Annotated in this window: 17 protein-coding genes and 1 tRNA gene; 4 read left to right on the forward strand and 14 right to left on the reverse strand. The window is 36.4% G+C overall.

The window, feature by feature from the left end:
* The first annotated feature begins 47 nt into the window (after nt 1–47).
* The 4 genes from AYS37_RS01935 (at nt 48) to AYS37_RS01950 (ending at nt 3223) form a co-directional block, all read left to right on the forward strand.
* Entirely contained in the window at nt 48–227 is a 180-nt protein-coding gene (locus tag AYS37_RS01935) for a hypothetical protein (protein WP_000761854.1), read from the forward strand.
* Between the two features lie 62 nt (nt 228–289).
* Nucleotides 290–928, forward strand: a complete 639-nt coding sequence (locus AYS37_RS01940; RefSeq protein WP_001874512.1) for an Eco57I restriction-modification methylase domain-containing protein — start codon at nt 290–292, stop codon at nt 926–928.
* Nucleotides 929–1053: 125 nt separating this feature from the next.
* Complete coding sequence (locus tag AYS37_RS01945) at nt 1054–1884, forward strand: TaqI-like C-terminal specificity domain-containing protein (protein WP_000183699.1); 831 nt, start codon at nt 1054–1056, stop codon at nt 1882–1884.
* Nucleotides 1885–1903: 19 nt separating this feature from the next.
* Nucleotides 1904–3223, forward strand: a complete 1320-nt coding sequence (locus tag AYS37_RS01950; protein WP_000760950.1) for a DNA (cytosine-5-)-methyltransferase — start codon at nt 1904–1906, stop codon at nt 3221–3223.
* A 1-nt stretch (nt 3224) separates the two neighbouring features.
* Here the strand turns inward: AYS37_RS01950 and AYS37_RS01955 are convergent, their stop codons facing one another.
* The 14 genes from AYS37_RS01955 to AYS37_RS02020 all read right to left on the reverse strand — a co-directional run bounded on the left by AYS37_RS01955 (nt 3225) and on the right by AYS37_RS02020 (nt 17899).
* Nucleotides 3225–4646, reverse strand: a complete 1422-nt coding sequence (locus tag AYS37_RS01955; protein WP_001137833.1) for an Alw26I/Eco31I/Esp3I family type II restriction endonuclease — start codon at nt 4644–4646, stop codon at nt 3225–3227.
* A 48-nt stretch (nt 4647–4694) separates the two neighbouring features.
* On the reverse strand, nt 4695–4907 hold the full coding sequence (locus AYS37_RS01960) for a helix-turn-helix domain-containing protein (RefSeq protein ID WP_000973020.1): 213 nt from the start codon (nt 4905–4907) through the stop codon (nt 4695–4697).
* Nucleotides 4908–5127: 220 nt separating this feature from the next.
* Nucleotides 5128–6024: an OriC activity response regulator gene (locus AYS37_RS01965; protein ID WP_000697558.1), complete on the reverse strand. Its 897-nt coding sequence runs from the start codon at nt 6022–6024 to the stop codon at nt 5128–5130.
* 21 nt (nt 6025–6045) lie between these two features.
* Nucleotides 6046–7266, reverse strand: coding sequence for a bifunctional 2-C-methyl-D-erythritol 4-phosphate cytidylyltransferase/2-C-methyl-D-erythritol 2,4-cyclodiphosphate synthase (locus tag AYS37_RS01970; protein ID WP_000052921.1), 1221 nt, complete (start codon nt 7264–7266; stop codon nt 6046–6048).
* Between the two features lie 21 nt (nt 7267–7287).
* Nucleotides 7288–8718, reverse strand: coding sequence for a Do family serine endopeptidase (locus tag AYS37_RS01975; RefSeq protein WP_000976615.1), 1431 nt, complete (start codon nt 8716–8718; stop codon nt 7288–7290).
* Between the two features lie 44 nt (nt 8719–8762).
* The gene (locus AYS37_RS01980) at nt 8763–10205 is read right to left on the reverse strand and encodes an amino acid permease (RefSeq protein WP_000370100.1); all 1443 of its coding nucleotides are present in this window, start codon (nt 10203–10205) and stop codon (nt 8763–8765) included.
* A gap of 212 nt (nt 10206–10417) precedes the next feature.
* Entirely contained in the window at nt 10418–10957 is a 540-nt protein-coding gene (pgsA, locus tag AYS37_RS01985) for a CDP-diacylglycerol--glycerol-3-phosphate 3-phosphatidyltransferase (RefSeq protein WP_001846799.1), read from the reverse strand.
* Nucleotides 10954–11562 carry a hypothetical protein gene (locus tag AYS37_RS01990; RefSeq protein ID WP_000789434.1) on the reverse strand — a complete coding sequence of 203 codons (609 nt, stop codon included), beginning with the start codon at nt 11560–11562 and terminating at the stop codon, nt 10954–10956. Before AYS37_RS01990 ends, pgsA begins: the two co-directional genes overlap by 4 nt.
* Before the next feature lie 9 nt (nt 11563–11571).
* A complete protein-coding gene (locus AYS37_RS01995; RefSeq protein WP_001013070.1) occupies nt 11572–12360 on the reverse strand; it encodes an enoyl-ACP reductase in 789 nt (262 codons plus the stop codon).
* Nucleotides 12357–13262, reverse strand: a complete 906-nt coding sequence (dapA, locus tag AYS37_RS02000) for a 4-hydroxy-tetrahydrodipicolinate synthase (protein WP_001159514.1) — start codon at nt 13260–13262, stop codon at nt 12357–12359. The genes AYS37_RS01995 and dapA overlap by 4 nt, the downstream gene beginning before the upstream one ends.
* 14 nt (nt 13263–13276) lie before the next feature.
* On the reverse strand, nt 13277–14611 hold the full coding sequence (gene pqqE / locus AYS37_RS02005) for a zinc protease PqqE (protein ID WP_000680254.1): 1335 nt from the start codon (nt 14609–14611) through the stop codon (nt 13277–13279).
* Nucleotides 14608–15663 (reverse strand): quinone-dependent dihydroorotate dehydrogenase, encoded by a 1056-nt coding sequence (locus AYS37_RS02010; RefSeq protein ID WP_000967069.1) that lies wholly within the window; start codon nt 15661–15663, stop codon nt 14608–14610. Before AYS37_RS02010 ends, pqqE begins: the two co-directional genes overlap by 4 nt.
* Nucleotides 15664–15699: 36 nt before the next feature.
* Entirely contained in the window at nt 15700–17727 is a 2028-nt protein-coding gene (locus AYS37_RS02015; protein WP_001078662.1) for an RNA degradosome polyphosphate kinase, read from the reverse strand.
* A 94-nt stretch (nt 17728–17821) separates the two neighbouring features.
* Nucleotides 17822–17899 (reverse strand) — tRNA-Pro (locus AYS37_RS02020).
* Nucleotides 17900–18246: the final 347 nt, after the last annotated feature.

Consider the following 18246-nt stretch of genomic DNA (forward strand, 5'->3'; position numbering starts at 1 on the left):
TTTTTATATTTAAAAATGTATAATCACAAAATTATAAAAGGAAAGATATGAAATTAGCACAAATAATTCATAAAATTCATAAGCTTATAGAAGCAAAAGAGATAAAAAATATAACTAAAAGAGAAATGGCGAGCAGACTAGGAATTTCAGAGCGAACATATATGGAGTGGCTAAGAGAAACAAACGAGCCTATTGCTATGAAAGCAGTGCTTGATATATTATCATAACCAAAAGATGATGATATAATTCAGGTGGTTGATACTTGGAGGCAAGAAGTGGTTGGTAAAAAATGAACAACGAAACACTTTGGAACAATATACGAACAAATAGTTACCAAGCAGAAAAAGAGATAGAAAGCTTAACAAAAAAAAGGACAGGTAGTTATTACACAGATTTATATTTAACAGATGTGATGATGTTTGAACTGGTTTCTAAGTTAGATGTGAAGCCTAAAAAGATTTATGAATTTACTTTTTTAGAGCCTTGTGTAGGTTCAGGTAATTTTGTTTTTTCGTATCTAAAAGCAGTTCGGAATATGATAAAAACACAAGAAGAAGCAAAAAAACTAATCAATAATATATATGTAGCCGATATAAACAAACAGGCATTGGGGTTTTATAAAAAATCATTACAGCTTATCGTTTATGATTATTGGAAGATTACGCTAGATGATACTTATTTTGATTCCCATATAGCTTCGGGATTGGTTTTTGATATGTCAAAAAATAAAATTGAATACATAAATATTGATGATGTTTTTGAAAATAAAAGATTTGACATCATAGCAACAAATCCACCATATAAAAATCTTAAAGCTGAAATAAAACAATATAAGAGAGAAGCTGATTATAATAGCGATAAAGAAAATATAGAGACATTGCAAAAATTGTTAAAAAGAATTTTAAATATTCAAATACTGGTGTTTTAAATTTATATAAAATTTTTATAGAAGAAATCTTAGAAAAATACAGCAATAGCAATTCGTTTATATCACTACTTGTTCCATCTTCGTTGCTTGCTGATAAAAGTTGTGAAAAATTAAGAATAAACATATTGACAAATAATTTTCTTCACTCTATAAAAATAATTCAAGAAAATAATAAATTTGTTAATGCAAAACAAGCATTATGTTCCTTGCTGATTTCTAAAACAAAAAAGACAAAAACCATTGATATAGTTACAGATTTTTGCAATAAGCCAAATGAAACAATATCAGTTAAAATAAAAAATATTATCAATAAAAATAATGGAAATGCTATTATTGCGATTTCAGAAAATGACTTTTTAACGCTAGACAAATTGCGAAAATTTCCAAGCGTTAAAGATTTGGATTTTATTATCAATTCTAGAGGTGAGCTAGATTTAACTGCCGATAGAAAATATTTTAATGAAATAAAGAATGGCATTCCGTTGGTTAGGGGAAGAGATATTGGGTTGTTTAGCTTAAAAGAAAATAGTATAATAAACTATGTGTCGCAAGATTTTATAAAAAAAACACAAAAAAAAGAATATATAAAATGTGTAAGAATAGCGTGTCAACAAATTGCAAATATACATAAAGATAGAAGAGTTATTTTTGCTCATATTCCAACAGATTATATATTAGCAAATTCTTGTAATTTCATATATATTACACCAAACAAATATAATATAGATACTTATTCAATTCTTGGGTTGTTTAATTCAAAAACTATAAATTGGTTATTCAAACTTACAAGCACAAATAATCATATAAATAACTATGAAATAGATAATTTCCCAATTCCTATCAATTCAAAATTTTTAGAACAAATATCTAAAAAAACAAAAAAATATCTTGAAACAAAAAATGATAAACTACTTGATGAAATAGAAAAACTATCTATTTTAGCATACGAGCTGTAAAATATAAGGAAACAAAACAATGAAAAAATATACAATAGAGTTTTATAATGATATAAAAAATATAATTCCAACATTCACGATTGAATACGCTGAAAGCATACTGAAAAAAGGCGTGGAAACTTATAATTGTTTGGATAACTTGAACGATTTTGAATCAAAGGTTGCTATGATGATAATAAAAAAATATATCGCATTATATAATGGATATATATTAAATCACACAACATCTAAATTAAGCGATTTAGATATAGAAATGATAGAAACGGTTCCACAAGGTGGAAACTGGAAACATATTAGACAAGAAACCAGACAGAAATCAAAAAGACTTCAAAAAATAGCACAAACTGGTGGGAGAACTACATTGTATGGTAGAATTGACTACAACAAACCAAGTTATACAATAACAACTTGCTTTAATAGACCAGGAAACGGAACTTATGTTCATCCTATTCATAATAGAGTAATTTCAGTTAGGGAAGCAGCAAGATTTCAAACTTTCCAAGATGATTATTATTTTTATGGAAATAAAAAAGAAATTCTTAATCAAGTAGGAAATGCAGTTCCTGTTTTTTTAGCTTATCAGATTGGAAAAAAAATAAAAGATAAAATAGGTTGCTATAAATCGGTAGATTTATTTTGTGGAGCAGGCGGAATGACGACAGGATTTAAAAAGGCTGGAATTATATCGCTACTAGGCAACGATATAGATAAAAGTGCTTGCATTACGCTAAAAGTTAATAATCCTGAAATCAATGTTTTGTGTGGAGATATTACTCAACAAGCAATAAAAAATAAAATAAGTAGTATTGCATTAGAACAAGGTGCGGATATTATTTGTGGTGGGCCGCCTTGTCAAGGGTTTTCTATGGCAGGTTTTAGAGCTGATAATGACCCAAGAAATCAGCTTTTTCGTGATTTTATCGATGTTATAAAAAAGGTTAAGCCTAAAATAATAGTTTTTGAAAATGTAGAGGGGCTTTTGAGCTACCAAAAAGGGAAAATATATAAAGAAATTCATCAATTATTTTCAGAATTAGGATACAATACAAATGGTAGAGTTATGTTTGCAAACGAGTTTGGTGTTTCACAAAAAAGAAGAAGAGTTATAATTATATGTGCAAGAGATGATTTAAATATTATGCCGAGCGAACTTTTTCCGCAACCAATTACAATTGAAGCAAAAAAACAAATTACGGCAAAAGACACAATAAAAGATTTAGAAATAATTGAATGCAGTGAAAGTGCAAAATATAAATCAAATAATGTCAACACTGCAACTATTGATTTTTTAAGAAATCACTTATCGTATGAAGATTATATAGCAAAAATACAAGATTGATTTAAAGTTCTTGATATTTACTAATCAATCTTATTTGTATCATCGCCATAAGTTCATTAAATAATGTAATTACTTGTGCATTTGGAGCATTTGCTTCAATATATTGACGAATTTGAGCCAATTTAACACATTCACCGCTATTTAAATCGCTATTGTTTTTACGATTATCTTTTTTGTTATATTCGAATACGGATTCTAATGCTATTCTTTTATACCTATCAAACTCATCTTGATTTCTCACAGTAAAATGTCTAGGTTTTTGAGAAACAACTTCCCCCATATTGTTAAAGTTATAAGTCCAGTTAAAATAATTGCGTTTTGGTTCTAAAAATGCTTGAATTAGAAAATTCTTACCATTTTTTGGGCATAAAGTCAAAATAGAATATAATATAAACATAAAATTCATCACATTTTGTTTCAGCATATCCCTATACAGCAATAATGTTTTATCTGACTTGTTTTTGTAGTTATTCTGTATATAGTCCCATAATCTTATTGAATACCACGATATTGGATACACGCCTGTTCTATTTTGAATTTTTATTATATTTTCTATATCTATTATTGTTAATCTGTCTCTTTTTGATGAATTTTCTCCACTTAACATTGGTTGCAAATATAAAGGGTCGTGTATAAAACCGAGAGAAATTGGTCCTATATGGTCGGCTGATATTCCATTAAAAAAATTACTTCCCATAAATTGGTTTGCTGCGTGAATATTGCCATCACTCCAATATTCATAAGCTCTCCTATCTTTTGTATAGGTTCTTAAATTTTCTTGCGACCTACCTAAATCTTGTATTTCTCTACAACATCTATTGTAAGAATGAAAACCATCAAATCTATCTGGAAAATTTGACATAGCACCTGGACCAAGACACTTTTTATTGCCTTTTCTACAAGCATATTCAAGACTATTAATTATTTCATCTTTTGTTGCTGTTTGATGATTTAAATTTAAATCGCCTTTTTCAATAAAAAAACTAGCCAAATCTATTTTGTTAACACCATTCATCATAAGGTCATCCCATATAAAAGAAATATGGTCACATATTGTGTAGTAGCTATTAAATGTGTCGTTCAATGATTTTAGAAAATTTTTGCTAGGATAATGATAAAATAAAGACATACTCTTTCCACAAATTTGACAAATTTTATATTTTGTAGGATGAATTTTCAACATCACATCAGCATATATTCCTGGATATGATTGACTTATATCACCAATAAGTTTTAGCTCATATGCTTTATTAATACACCATTTTATCCTGTCTTTTCCTATTTCAGTATCAGCTGGTGCAAGCCATATATATTCTCCATTGTTTTTATTTTTTATTGGAAGACCGCTGTAATTTGGATGGTTTATAATAGAATACATGTAGTTAATAAAATCTGGATGTAATAATTTTGTATTTCGTGGCACATCAGTCCTTTAAGGATTTATTTAATTAGATAGGCAAGAAAATTTGATTTATTTTAGGTTTTGAAATAGTGTTTCAAGAGAAACGCCAAGACCATCGGCAATTTTTTTAATATTTTTCAAAGAAATATTTCTTTTACCGTTTTCTACAGAAGCATAATATGTTCTATCCATATCGATTGACAGTGCAAATTTTTCTTGACTTAAACCAGTTTTTTCTCTTAATTGTCTTATTGCTGTGCCAAAATTTTGTAAAATCATCATTAGCTCGCATTTCTCTAAATTTCGGCAATTGTAATGCTTTTGGTGTTTTTAATGCAACGGATTATAAGTAACAGTCGTTATTTTTATAGATATAATAGAATTTTATTTTTAAAAGTAATTAAAATCTAGGTGCGTTTGCTACATAATATCGGTAAAAACGCTTTTAGTATTCTTACATTTTATGATTAGCACCCCACAAAAAACAGAGTTTAAGGATTTTCTACTTGCGCGGTAAGTTATACTTCCGGCGTTTTTCCCAAAGGCTTTTACGGCTAATGCCAAGCTTGCTGGCTAATTCTGTATCGGTGCAAGTAGAAGAAAAATGCCTAATCGCTTCCTTTTCGTATTCTTGAATGGAAAGAAAGGTCGTGTTATTGTTGAACAAAGATAGGGGTTTATTGCCGCATTCAATGCTCACAATTTTAGGAAATTCTAATGGCTCTTTATGGGTATAGGACAAAACAATGGGGCATGAACGGGCCAATTCTAGCAATTTCAATTGCTCATCTTTTTTAAGCTCTTCTAAATGCATGATGTAAAAAGGGCGTTCTAGTTTGTCTTTATTCTTGTATAGTTCTTTCCAAGTGGTATCCTTTAAAGAGAAAAAAGAAAAATCCATTTGCCTTTCTTTAGCGTATTGCAATAAATAAGCGTTCGCAAGCTCTTGAGAGGGCGTGTGGATGATAAAGGGCGGCCGGTAAGAAAAATCTTTAGGCAAGGGCAATTCCGCATGGATAAAGTCTAAGTAATTTTCATAAAATCCCAAGCGAGCGGTCATTTCTTGATAGGCTTTGTGGTATTGGATTTTACGCAACAATTCATCCATTTTAAAAGGTTTTAGAATATAATCTCTCGCTCCCGCTTGAATGGGTTTATTCACGCCATCTTCATTGACATGCGAAGCCATCATGATAATGATTTGCTTGGAATTATAACGCACAAAATGTTCGCAACGCCCTTGAGTGCAAACTTTAGAAGAAACTAAAATCACATCATAAGGCTCTTTATTTTCTTCTGAAATGCTAGAGATGATCTCGCAAAAATGCCCTAAATCATGCAAATTATGCGAAATACTCCTAGCTAGCGCTAAATCGTCTTCAATGATTAAGATTTTCATCAATTCTTCCTTTTATCGCATTTAAAGTTTTTGTTGATAACGCATGCTCGCATGCGCTTGGACTAACAGCCCTTCTTGTTTGCCAATGAACCCCATTTTTTCCATTGTGGTGGCTTTTAAGCTGATTTGAGATTTTTCTAAACCTAAAAGTTGGCTCAAATTCTCTAAAATCGCCGGTTTGTAAGGAGTGATTTTAGGGATTTCGCTAAAGATGGTCGCCCCCATTTCAAGCAATTCAAACCCAATGCTTTGAGAAAAATCCAACACGATTTTTAAAAGCTCTTTAGAAGAGGCGTTTTTGTATTTGGGGTCATTATCAGGGAACCATTCGCCAATATCCCCCCCTTTAATCGCTCCTAAAACCGCATCAATAACTGCATGCAACAAAGCATCGCCATCGCTGTGAGCCCTTAACCCAAACTCGCAATCCAAAACAACCCCCCCTAAAACCATAGGCTTATTTTTAACAAACGCATGCGTATCAAAGCCCATGCCGATAAAAGTGTCTTTTGCTGGGTTGAAAAAGAGTGCGAAATGTTTCAAATCGCCGCTCGTGGTGAGTTTGTGCAAATTTTTACTGCCTTCAATATAACTCACACGATCAGGGAAAGCTTGTAAAATCGCGCTGCTTTCATCTTTAAAATCCCCTTGGTTTAGGGCTGATTGGAGCGCTTTGGTGTGGCTTAATTGCGGGGTTTGAATGAGTTTGATCGCTTCTCTATCTAAAGCCTCGTTATAATAGATCGCTGTGTCATAGCAAGGCAAGTAAGGAGCGATGCAATAATGGCTCGTTTGTTGGAGAGTTAAAAACAAGCTTTTAAGCGTTTCCATATTGGCTAAACCCCTAGCCACATCGCTGGTGAGCGTGTAAGCGCTATCAATTACTTTTAAAGCGTTACGCACGGATTCTTGCCTTGATGCCCCGCCTTTTACAAGCTTGATTTTGGGGTAATGGCGTTGGATATAAATATAATCCAATCCGCTTACGACTAAAATGATTTCCTTAAAGTCTAGGGCTTCTTTAAAGCTCTCATACACGCTGAGCCATAAGGGGGTATGATTAGAGCGTAACCACTGCTTTTTGATGGTTTGAGAAAAACGCTTAGACTCCCCAGCAGCCAATAAAACAACGCTCGTTTGTTTGATAAGCGTTTCTAGCGTTTCTTTAGTTTCAAAAGGGTCTTCTTCTAAACTTTCTAAAGAGAGTTTAAAAGCTTCCCCATTCACTCTAATCAAAGACATGCGACTAACGACCCACCCCTATCATTTCACCAAAATGATCCTATAACCTTGATTCAAGTCTAAAACTAAGAATCGTTTGGGTTTGCCTTTATATTTTTCTAAAGCATGGTTAAAATCCGCAACGCTTTTCACTTCAATCTCTTCAATTTTTGTGATGATGTTGCCTTGCCTGAAGCCGGCTTGCTCTGCTGGGGAATTTTCATTCACTTGAGAGACTAAAACCCCTTGAACGTCATCGCTCAAACGCATAGACCTTTTGGTTTTTTGGGTTAAATCTTCTACTTGAAGCCCGTTCAATTGGCCTTGCGCGCCGTTTTGAGCAGAAATGGTTTCTTTTTTGTTAGGGTTTTTCCTTTCGGCAAGAGTGAGAGTGAAGGCGCGTTCTTTTTTGTCTCTAATGACTTTTAAGGTTACTCTTTGATTGGGCAGCATAGAGCCGATTAGATTTCTTAACTCATTCGTGTTTTTAACCTTTTTCCCATTGACTTCAGTGATCAAATCCCACACCAAAATCCCTGCTTTTTTAGCCGGAGAGTCTTTTTCTACGCTAATGACCACCGCTCCTTCTTTATTGTCATAAGAATTTTGCAAATCGCCACTCAAATCTTGCAAGCCCACGCCCAAGTAACCTCTTTCAATCTTACCGGTTTTGATGAGCTGGGTTACAATATCTTTAACCATGTTAGAAGGGATGGCAAAGCCAATGCCGTGATTGCCCCCAGTTTTAGAGATAATAGCGGTATTGATCCCCACTAACCCTCCACGGCTATCAATTAAAGCGCCGCCGGAATTTCCAGGATTGATGGAAGCGTCTGTTTGAATGAAATTTTCATAGCTGTTGATCCCAATCCCGCTTTTATTGAGCGCTGAAACAATGCCTTGCGTAACGCTTTCGCCCACGCCAAAAGGGTTACCGATCGCAAAAACCAAATCGCCCACTAAAATATCATTAGAATCAGAGAATTTGATCGTGGGTAAATTGTCTTTAGTGATGCGAATCACCGCTAAATCGCTTTCAGAATCCGTGCCTACTAAAGTAGCGGAATATTCTTTATTGCTCCCTGGAATAGTAACTTTAATCTTATCTGCACCATCAATCACATGGTTATTAGTTACAATATAGCCATCTTTAGAAATGATGACGCCGCTGCCTAAAGCCCTTTCCATTCTTTCTTTAGGGATCATGCCGCCCAAATCCCCAAAAAATTGTTGAAAAAAGGGGTCATTAAACACACCGCCACCTATAAAATTGTTTTTAATCTTCTTTTCAGTAGAGATATTCACCACCGCTTTAATAGAGTCCTTAATGGAATCGTGGTAAGAATAGATCGTATCCTCTTTAGAGGGGACGCTTATTCGCTCTTTCACTTTGGGCATGTTTTGGATTTGGATATTGCCCGCATTCAAACTTAACGCTAAAGCCAAAGAGATAAAAAGGGTTTTTTTCATCATGGTTACTTCCTTAAAATGTGCTAAACTTCAAAATTAAAAAAAGATTATATCAAATCTTTTTTGTTATTTTCATTAGCTTTTTGTGTAAAATAGTATCCAATGTAACACACAACAGCAAAAACAATCGTTAAAATCATCCCGATGCGTTGATCCTTATCCATAGCTGAACCGATCACGCCGATAATACACCCAGTGATCCCTATGAGTTGCAAAAAGGGCAAGAAAGGGGCTTTATAAGGCAAATCCTCTAAAGAATGCCCGGCTTTTAAGTATTGCTTGCGGAAAGAATATTGCGAAACGGACACGCTAACCCACACAATAATCACCGTGAAACTGATCACATTGATCAAAGCTTCCACGACATTTTCTTTGGCATAAATTTGGACTAAAAGCCCTATGAGAGAAAAAGAAAGGGAAAAAAGCATCGCATAAGTGGGCGTGCCTTGTCGGTTGAGTTGGGAAAAAACCTTAAAAAACATCTTTTGTTTGGACAGCCCATAAATCATGCGACTCGCTCCATAAAGCCCTGAATTAGCGGTAGAAAACATCGCCGTAATGATAACAGCGTTCATTATATCAGCCACATAAGGGATACCCATGCCAATAAAGGGCAAGTTGATGCGTTCTAAAACGCTCACAAAGGGGCTTTGCGCGATAGAAGAATCGCTCATGGGTAAAAAAACAGAAATGACAAACACAGAGCCTAAAAAGAAAAAGACAATCCGCCACAAGGTCGCTTTAATCGCTTTAGGCATCACTTCGCTAGCGTTTTTAGTCTCTCCCACAGCCACCCCAATCACCTCTGTGCCAGTGAAGGCAAAAATGACAGCGAGCATCGCGCTAAAAACCGCCGCGCTCCCGTTAGGGAAAAACCCCTTATCGCCAAAATGGAAATTATCAAAAATAGAACTAAACCCATGCAAATAGATTTGATAAATGATCCCAATTACGCCAATGCCTATAAAAGCGATCACTGCTAAAACTTTAATCAGGCTAAAGAAAAACTCGCCCTCGGCAAAAATTTTAACCGAAAAAAAGTTCAATAAAAAAACCAACGCAATGCATAAAATAACCCAATAATGGATGGGAATATTAGCAAACCAGCGTTGCATGAGCATGCCTATAGCGATGTATTCTAGCGCCACCGTGATCACCCAGCCAAGCCAATACATCCAAAAAACCATATAGCCCGTGCCAGGGCCTATGAATTTAGCCGCATAATCCCCAAAACTGCCCGTAGTGGGATAAACGCTAGCCAATTCGCCTAAAGAGAGCATGATGCAATAAACCACAAGCCCTCCAAAACCATAAGCGATCAAAGTCCCTAAAGGGCCAGCGCTCGCAATATTACCTCCAGTGCCTACAAAAAGCCCTGTGCCAATCGCTCCCCCAAAGGCAATCATCAAGAGATGGCGCATTTTCATGTCTCTTTTAAGCTCGCCTTGTTTTTGCGTGGTATTTTGATGCGTTATCTTTTGATTGTCCATGCGACACCTCCTTAGATTGAAAATAAAAATAGCTTGAATTATAACAAAAATAAAATAAAATGATTTTTTTTAATTGAATATTGAAAATAAAATTTTAAAAAACGATCAAAAGCATTTTTTAAAGATTAAATAGTAAAAGAGCTTGATCAAGCGATAGCTTTTTAAGAGTTTTAAGGTTTTCTTAAAGAACGCTAAAAACTTCTTCTAAAATATTAAGATTTATAATATTTAATGGTGTAATCTATCCCCGAATAAAGGGTTAAAAAAACCGCTATAGCCACAAGCACATAAGAGTAAGTTAAATTGGCTAATAAAGCGCCAATCGCTACGACTTGAGAAACGGTTTTATACTTGCCTAACGCATTGACAGGAATATCCTTTTTTTCATTAGCGGCTAAGACTCTAAGCCCTGAAATAAAAAATTCACGCCCTAAAATCACAAACGGGATCCACGCATTCACACGATCCAAATGGACTAACCCTAAAAACGCGCTCAAAATAAGGATTTTATCCGCTAAAGGATCAAAGATTTCCCCAAAGCGCGATTTGGCTTTATAGCTTCTAGCGATGTAGCCGTCCAATAAATCCGTGAGCGCGGCAAATAAAAAAACCAATGAAGAGATCATGTTAATGTGAAAGGGGGTTAAAAAACTAAAATAAGTGCGCGTGTTTAACAATAAAAATAATAAAAATAAGGATAAGACAATGCGTAAAATCGTCAAAAAATTAGGCAGGAGTTTTAAAACTTTCATGCTTTCAAAAAGACTTGTGAAAAATTCAAAAACGCACGCCCTAAAAAGCCAAGCGCCACACACATTAAAATCACAGCGGTCGTTAAAAAAATGATAACTAACGCTTGCACTAAAATCCCTAAAAGAGCCAGCATGAAACTAAAAAGCAACAACCTAAACCCGCTTAAGAAAAATCTTTCTTGCGTGTAAAGGCTCAATTCTCTATAGAGTTTGTGCAAATAAAAAATAGAAACGCCATTACCGATTAGCGAAAGAGCGTTACTGGCGTTAGGGACAAGATAGCTTAAAATGGTGCATAAAATCACCGCCAAAAAACTGAAAGCAAAATTTTCAAAAAACCCTAAATGGCGCGTGATTTTAGAAAGCCTATAAAAACCAACCGCCCCCACAATAAACCCAAGCGCGCATAAAAAAAGAGACAATAAAACGATATAAGCTAGTTGATTGCTGAATAGGTTAGAAATTTGAAACGATTTTGCCCCACTTGAAACAAGAAAAAGCACCAACAAAACAGCCCCACACAAAGGGGCGAAAAAATAGCCCAACAAGCATTTTTTAACGAATTGCAACTCTTTGTTTTGGTGGATGTGGATAATGTTTTTCAAAAAAAATCTTTATTTAAAAGTAGTCCCACCATCCACAACGATCGTTTGCCCTGTAAGCCAACCGCTTTGGGTCTCATCGCATAAAAAATAAGCCGCCCCGGCTAGATCGTTAGGATTGCCCATGCGTTTTAGGGGCGATTGCTCTTCTACTTTTTCTTTAATCTCCACATAATCAGGGAAGGCTTTCAAAGCGTCCGTATCAATAGGCCCGCCGCTAACTGCATTCACTCTAATGTTAAATTCGCCTAAATCCACGGCAGCGTATTTGACCATGGTTTCTACGGCGTTTTTAGAATTGCCATGCCCGGCGTAATTAGGCATATAGACCAAATTCCCGGTAGAGCTTAAGCTCACGATCGCCCCGCCACCTATTTTTTGCATGCGTTTTGCCGCTTCTTGAGCCCCTACGACAAACGCTAACACGGTGGCTGTGTAAATGTTGTTTAACCCCTTAGGTTTTAATCGCATAAACGGCGCAAATCCCCCCACGACAGAACGCCCATAAATAATAGCGTTAGAAATAAAAAAATCCACTCTGTCAAAATCAGCGTCAATTTGCTTAAAAAGCTCTGTGTATTGCTCAGGCTCTAAAACATTAAGGGGGTAGGCTTTGGCTTTAATGGAATATTTTTGCTCCACATCTTCTATGATTTTATTGGCTTCTTCAACATTTTTATTGTAAGTGAAAGCGATATTCACGCCGCTTTGAGCGAAGCGATACAATATCGCCTTGCCAATCCCCCTAGTCGCGCCGCTGATCACTAGGGTTTTGTTTTTCATGTGATTGAAACCATTCATGCAATTACCTCATAATATTGTTGTAAAGTTTTTTCTAAAAGTTTGATCGTTTCTTTGCTTGGGGCCACTAAAGGCAGTCTGTAACTTGGGTTTTCAATCAAGCCGGCTAAATGCATGGCCATTTTAATAGGGATGGGATTCGTTTCTACAAAAAGGGCTTGATGCAAATCAAAAAGCTTATTTTGGATTTCTAGGGCTTGTTGGTATTTTTGTTTAATCGCGCAATTGACCATTTGTGAAATCAAATTAGGCATTAAATTACCGGTCACTGAAATCACGCCACATCCCCCTGAAAACATGATAGAGTGGTTGAGCGAATCTTCCCCGCTAAAAATTTTAAAATCTTTTTCATAGTAATGCAATTCTGTTACTCTTTTCAAAGAGCCAGACGCTTCTTTAATGGCTTTAATGTTAGGGACTTCTCTAAAGAGTTTGAGAGCGGTTGGGACTTCAATAGACACGCCCGTTCGGCTTGGCACATCATAAAGCATGACAGGGATTTCCACCGATTGAGCGATAGTTTTATAATGTTCAAACAAGCCTTGCTGGGTGGGGCGGTTATAATAGGGGCTTACGCATAAAATCGCATCCGCACCGATTTTTTGAGCGAACTTTGCTAAAGAAAGCGACTCGCTCGTGGCGTTACTGCCCACGCCGGCTAACACTTTCATGCGTGAATTGGAGGGCGTTTTAGTGTTTTTGCAAGTCTCTATGGCGATTTCAATGCAACGCATGTGCTCTTTGTGGGTGAGCGTGGCGGATTCTCCTGTCGTGCCAACAGGCACGCATGCGTCCATGCCTTGAAAAATTTGGCGCTTGATCAAGGATTCATAAGCGGCCTCATCAACGCTCAAATCTTTTTTAAAAGGCGTAATTAACGCACTAGATGAATGAAATTGCATGTTATAAGGCTCTTTTAAGGTTTCAAAAACACGGTGGTTGATTGGGTGTCTTTAAAATATTCATTAGCCACACGCACCAAATCGCTCACTTTTAAATCCAAAAATTGTTGCTGATAATCGGTCAAGCCTTGAATATCGTTTTGCACTAAATAGTCCGCAAAAAGCCCCGCCACATCGCCAGAACTTTCTAAGTTAGAAATGAAGTCAGCTTTTTGATTGATTTTGAGCTTGTCTAACTCCGCTTGAGTGATTTCGCCTTTTTTCAGCTTTTCTAAAAGCGCTACGATTTCTTTTTGTAAGGCTTCGGCTTTGACATTAGGATTACCCCCAGCGATGAATAAAAACACGCTTTCATCTTGTAATTGCATGTTGTGCGAGAAAGCTTGAGAAGCCAGGCGTTTTTTATCCACTAATTCGCTTTGCAACCACGAGCTTTTGCCTTCGCCTAAAAGCTTGCTTAACGCGTCTAGGGCAACTTGATCTTTATGTTTGAAAGCAGGCACTTTATACCCTAACGCTACCCATTCTAAATGGACCCCATCTTTATGCACGACTGCCGTTCTGGCTCCATCTTGTTTAGGCTCTTTCATGTAAGGGGTGGGGATAGCTTTTTCATCAAGGTTTTTTAAGGATTCAAAATGCTTTTTACTCAATTCAAAAACCTTTTGGGAATTGACATCGCCCACCACTAAAATAATAGCGTTTTTAGGCTGATAATAGAGCGAATGGAATTTTTTAATGTCTTTTAAAGTCCAGTTTTGAATATCATCCATAAAACCAATGGGCGTCCAATGGTAGGGGTGATAGACATAGGCGGTGTTAAAAAAGCGGAAATAAAGCATGCCGATAGGGGAATTATCGGTGCGCCATCGCCTTTCTTCAGCGACCACTTGACGCTCAGGCAAAAACTCATCTTCTTTTAAATTCAAAGAACCCATGGTTTCAGCGAACAATTCTAAAGACTTATCCAAGTTAGCCTGACTGGTTTTAATGAAGTAGCGCGTAATATCAAAACTCGTAGAAGCGTTACTCACGCCCCCAAAACGCTTAACGATCTTATCAAATTCACCGGCTTTAAGGTTTTTAGTGCTTTTAAAATTCAAATGCTCTAACATGTGAGCGATCCCGCTCTTGCCCATGACTTCGTTTCTAGAGCCGACTTTATAAAGCACATCCACTTCTATAACCCCAGTTTTATTTTCTAAGGGGACGCTTACGACTTGCAACCCGTTTTTTAAGGTAACGCTCTCATGTTTGGGTAAGTAAGATTGTGCGTGCATGCTCGCTCCTAAAGTGACTAACAAGACAGAACTAAGCCTCAAAAGTCTTTTAACAGAAAAATGTTTCATCTTAAATCCGCTCCTATAGCCTCTTTGACGCTCAAAAATCCATCTTTTTGGAGTAATTTTACCAAATCTTTAAGAATATTTTGGCATAAATTTGGCCCATTGTAAATAAAAGCGCTATAAATTTGTAACAGACTCGCTCCCATTTTAATCCTTTCATAAGCTTCTTTGGCATCGCTAATCCCCCCCACAGAAACAAGAATAGTCTTGTTAAAAAAAGCTTTAGCCAATTCTTTAAAGATTTCACGGCTTTTTTTAGTCAGGCATTTCCCGCTCAAGCCTCCCATTTCTTTAGGAGCGAACACCAGGCTTTTATCAATGGTCGTATTAGTCGCAATAATCCCATGCGCTCCGGCTTCAATAGCGCTATTGACAATTTCTAGCATGCTGTCTGTTTCTAAATCCGGGGCGATTTTTAAAAATAAAGGCTTATGGGTCATTTCTTTAGCCATGCAAAAAAGCTCATTCACAAACGCTTTGTTTTGTAAATCCCTTAAATTGGGGGTGTTGGGCGAAGAAAGGTTGAAAGTGTAATAATCGCCAATGTTTAAACATTTATTTAAAACCGCCTTGTAATCTTCTAGGGCATGCGCTTGCTCTATGTGTTTGTTTTTGCCTAAATTGATGCCAATAGGGGTTTTATAGGGGGCGAAGCGCTTAAACGATCTCGCTCCTAAAATCGCCCCGTAATTATTAAACCCCATCGCATTTTGTAAGGACTCTTCTTCAATGTGCCTGAAAAGCCTTGGTCTTTCATTTCCCATTTGCGCTTCATTGGTGAGAGTGCCTGCTTCCAAATAGCCAAACCCAAAAGCGATTAACGCCCTAAGCATGGAAGCGTTTTTATCAAAACCGGCGGCCAAGCCTAAAGGGTTAGGGAAATTTAAACCTAAAATTTCGTTTTCAAGCTTTGGGTTTTTATAACCCCATTGAGAATGGATCAAACTACACAAAAAGGGCGATGAAGAAAGCGTTCTTAAAATTTGACAAACTTTTTCATGCGCGTCTTCAGCGTCCAGGCTAAAAAGATATTTTTTTAATAACGAATAAAGCATTTAAATCCTTATCTTTTATGATTTGAACGATAACCTTTAAAAGGTTTTAAGGGCTTGTTTTTCAAAATAATCCTGTGAATTTAAAGGATCGTTAGGGTTTGAAACTTTAGTGTAACGGCCTTTAGAATTTAACTCGTAGCGTTTTAGGGTGTCTTTTAATTGGATTTCTAAAATATGTAACAATTTATTAGCGATCTTTGGGTTTGTGGCGGGAATGAGCAATTCCACGCGCCTTTCTAAATTTCTGGGCATTAAATCCGCGCTAGAAAAATAGATATTCTCATGTTTAAAATAATAAATGCGTGCATGTTCTAAATATTTCCCCACAATAGAATACACCCTGATATTTTCGCTCAATCCTTTGACTTGGGGCTTTAAACAGCAAATCCCTCTAATAATGAGATCAATTTTAACCCCTTTTTGAGAGGCTTGATAGAGCCATTCAATGATTTCGCTATCCACTAGGGCGTTGGCTTTTAAAATGATATAGCCTTCTTGTTTGTGATTCATTTCATTTTGAATGAGTTCAATGATTTTAGACTTGATCTGTTTGGGCGCCATAAAAAGCGTTTCTAATGCGCTATTAGTTGCGCTGCTCGTAAGCAAGGAATGGAAAAGCTTGATAATGTCGTTAGCGATTTCATTTTTAGCGCTAAAAAAACTCACATCGGTATAGATTTTAGCACTCAAAGGGTTGTAATTGCCCGTGCTTAAATGTGTGAAATGGCGTAACTGGTTGTCTGTTTTTTTAGTGATCAATAGCATTTTAGCATGCACTTTGAGTTTGAAAACGCCATAAACGACTAACGCGCCCGCCCTTTCTAAAGCTTTTGCCCAGTGCAGATTGCTTTCTTCATCAAAACGCGCTTTTAATTCCACTAAAACGCTCACTTGAATCTTGCTCGCCGCTTCAATCAAGGCTTTGACAATGGGGGAATGCTTGCCTACACGATAAAGCGTCATTTTGATAGAAAGGGTGGTCGGATCATTAGCGGCTTGCTCTATTAAATCGATCACAGGCTCAAAACTTTCATAAGGATGGAACAGCAACAGATCTTGTTTTTCTATGGATTTGAAAAGATCGTTTTCATTGAAATGAGGGTGGATTTTGGGCGTGAAATTGGGCGATTTGAGCGCTTTAAAGTCGCTATGATTGACTAATTCCCACAAATCCCCTAAATTGAGCATGATCGCGCTTTTATAGATATGCATGCCGGTGAGTTTGTGCTTTTTGTAAGAGTGGGTTTGAAAGCTCCTTAAAGACGCTAAAAGGGTTTTTAAAAGCTCTTGACTCCCTTTTTGAGTTTGCAAGCGCACGATTTCGCCTTGATTGCGTTTCCTCAAACTCTTACTCATCAAATCCGCATAATCATGCGCTTCATCTTCAGTGATGGCAATATCCGCATCGCAAGTTACCCTAAACGCCATGCAGTCTAAAATCTCATGCTCTAAAAACAATTCTTCTAAATGCGCTTCTACGATTTCTTCAGCTAACACAAACAAGCCCTTTTCTAGTTCCACAAAACGGAAGATAAAAGAGGGGAGTTTGATGAGCGCATAGGAGGCGCTTTGGGTTTCTTTGTCTTTAATGTGGGCAAAAAGCGCGAAAGTCAGATTCGCTAAAGGCGGGAAGGTGTGCGAAGAATCCAACTTAAAAGGCAAGACTAACGCATAAAGCTGCTCTTTAAAATAGGTTTTAGCCTTCGCTTTTTGCTCTAAATTCAATTCATTATAGGGGGTGATACAAAGCCCTTTTTTAAAAAGTAGGGCTTGGATTTTTTGGAATTCTAACTCCCTTTCTTCAATTTCATGCGCTAAATAATGCTTGATTTTTTCTAGTTGCTCTTCAGGGCTTGCGCCATCAATGCCTTTAGAGGCGATTTTATGTTCATAGAGTTGTTTAAGCCCTGCCACTCTTATCATGTAAAATTCGTCTAAATTCGTGTCATAAATGGCTAAAAATTTCAAGCGCTCTAATAAAGGCAAGCTCTCATCTTTGGCTTCGTTTAAAACCCTTGTGTTAAAAGCTAACCATGAAAGCTCTCGGTTAAAGAAACGATTCAATAGAAATCCTTTAAATCATCATGTTTAAAAATTGATTTTGTTTGGTGTGATTATATAATGAAATGATAATGATTGAAGCTTTTTTAAAAAGTCATGGTCGGAGTAGCGGGATTCAAACCCACGACCTCACCCACCCCAAGGGTGCGCGCTAATCAGGCTGCGCCATACTCCGCAATCAAAAAGGGAGATTGTAGCGCGAGTTTGCTTAGTTGTTGTTTAAAAACTCTTTTTTGTAAAACTTCATTTTTTGAATAAAACTTCATTTAACCCTAAAAGATCGCTTAAAATTTTTTTTAGCGTTTTTTTGGTTGATTGTTTCTATAATAAACGGACGCAAGTAGTAATCTCTTGGTTTTCTCTTTGGTTGCGGTATTTGGAGTATGTTAGGGTTGGGGGTAACAGTGGGTGGTTACCTCAGAAAAGGAGATAACCTAACATGAGATTAGTAATCATAGTTTTAATGGCACTCGCAACGCCATTATACTAAAATTTTGGCTCTGGTGCAAGAGCGCTGGGGTC

It is taken from the genome of Helicobacter pylori NQ4053, assembly GCF_000274605.1.
Taxonomy (GTDB): domain Bacteria; phylum Campylobacterota; class Campylobacteria; order Campylobacterales; family Helicobacteraceae; genus Helicobacter; species Helicobacter pylori_CV.

Coding starts and splice junctions, on each gene's coding strand:
- AYS37_RS01935 (WP_000761854.1), top strand. CDS start 48: ATGAAATTAGCACAAATAATTCATAAAATTCATAAGCTTATAGAAGCA.
- dapA (WP_001159514.1), bottom strand. CDS start 13,262: ATGCAATTTCATTCATCTAGTGCGTTAATTACGCCTTTTAAAAAAGAT.
- pqqE (WP_000680254.1), bottom strand. CDS start 14,611: ATGAAACATTTTTCTGTTAAAAGACTTTTGAGGCTTAGTTCTGTCTTG.
- AYS37_RS01975 (WP_000976615.1), bottom strand. CDS start 8,718: ATGATGAAAAAAACCCTTTTTATCTCTTTGGCTTTAGCGTTAAGTTTG.
- AYS37_RS02010 (WP_000967069.1), bottom strand. CDS start 15,663: ATGCTTTATTCGTTATTAAAAAAATATCTTTTTAGCCTGGACGCTGAA.
- AYS37_RS01960 (WP_000973020.1), bottom strand. CDS start 4,907: ATGATGATTTTACAAAATTTTGGCACAGCAATAAGACAATTAAGAGAA.
- AYS37_RS01950 (WP_000760950.1), top strand. CDS start 1,904: ATGAAAAAATATACAATAGAGTTTTATAATGATATAAAAAATATAATT.
- AYS37_RS01970 (WP_000052921.1), bottom strand. CDS start 7,266: ATGTCTTTGATTAGAGTGAATGGGGAAGCTTTTAAACTCTCTTTAGAA.
- pgsA (WP_001846799.1), bottom strand. CDS start 10,957: ATGAAAGTTTTAAAACTCCTGCCTAATTTTTTGACGATTTTACGCATT.
- AYS37_RS01940 (WP_001874512.1), top strand. CDS start 290: ATGAACAACGAAACACTTTGGAACAATATACGAACAAATAGTTACCAA.
- AYS37_RS01995 (WP_001013070.1), bottom strand. CDS start 12,360: ATGAATGGTTTCAATCACATGAAAAACAAAACCCTAGTGATCAGCGGC.
- AYS37_RS01980 (WP_000370100.1), bottom strand. CDS start 10,205: ATGGACAATCAAAAGATAACGCATCAAAATACCACGCAAAAACAAGGC.
- AYS37_RS01965 (WP_000697558.1), bottom strand. CDS start 6,024: ATGAAAATCTTAATCATTGAAGACGATTTAGCGCTAGCTAGGAGTATT.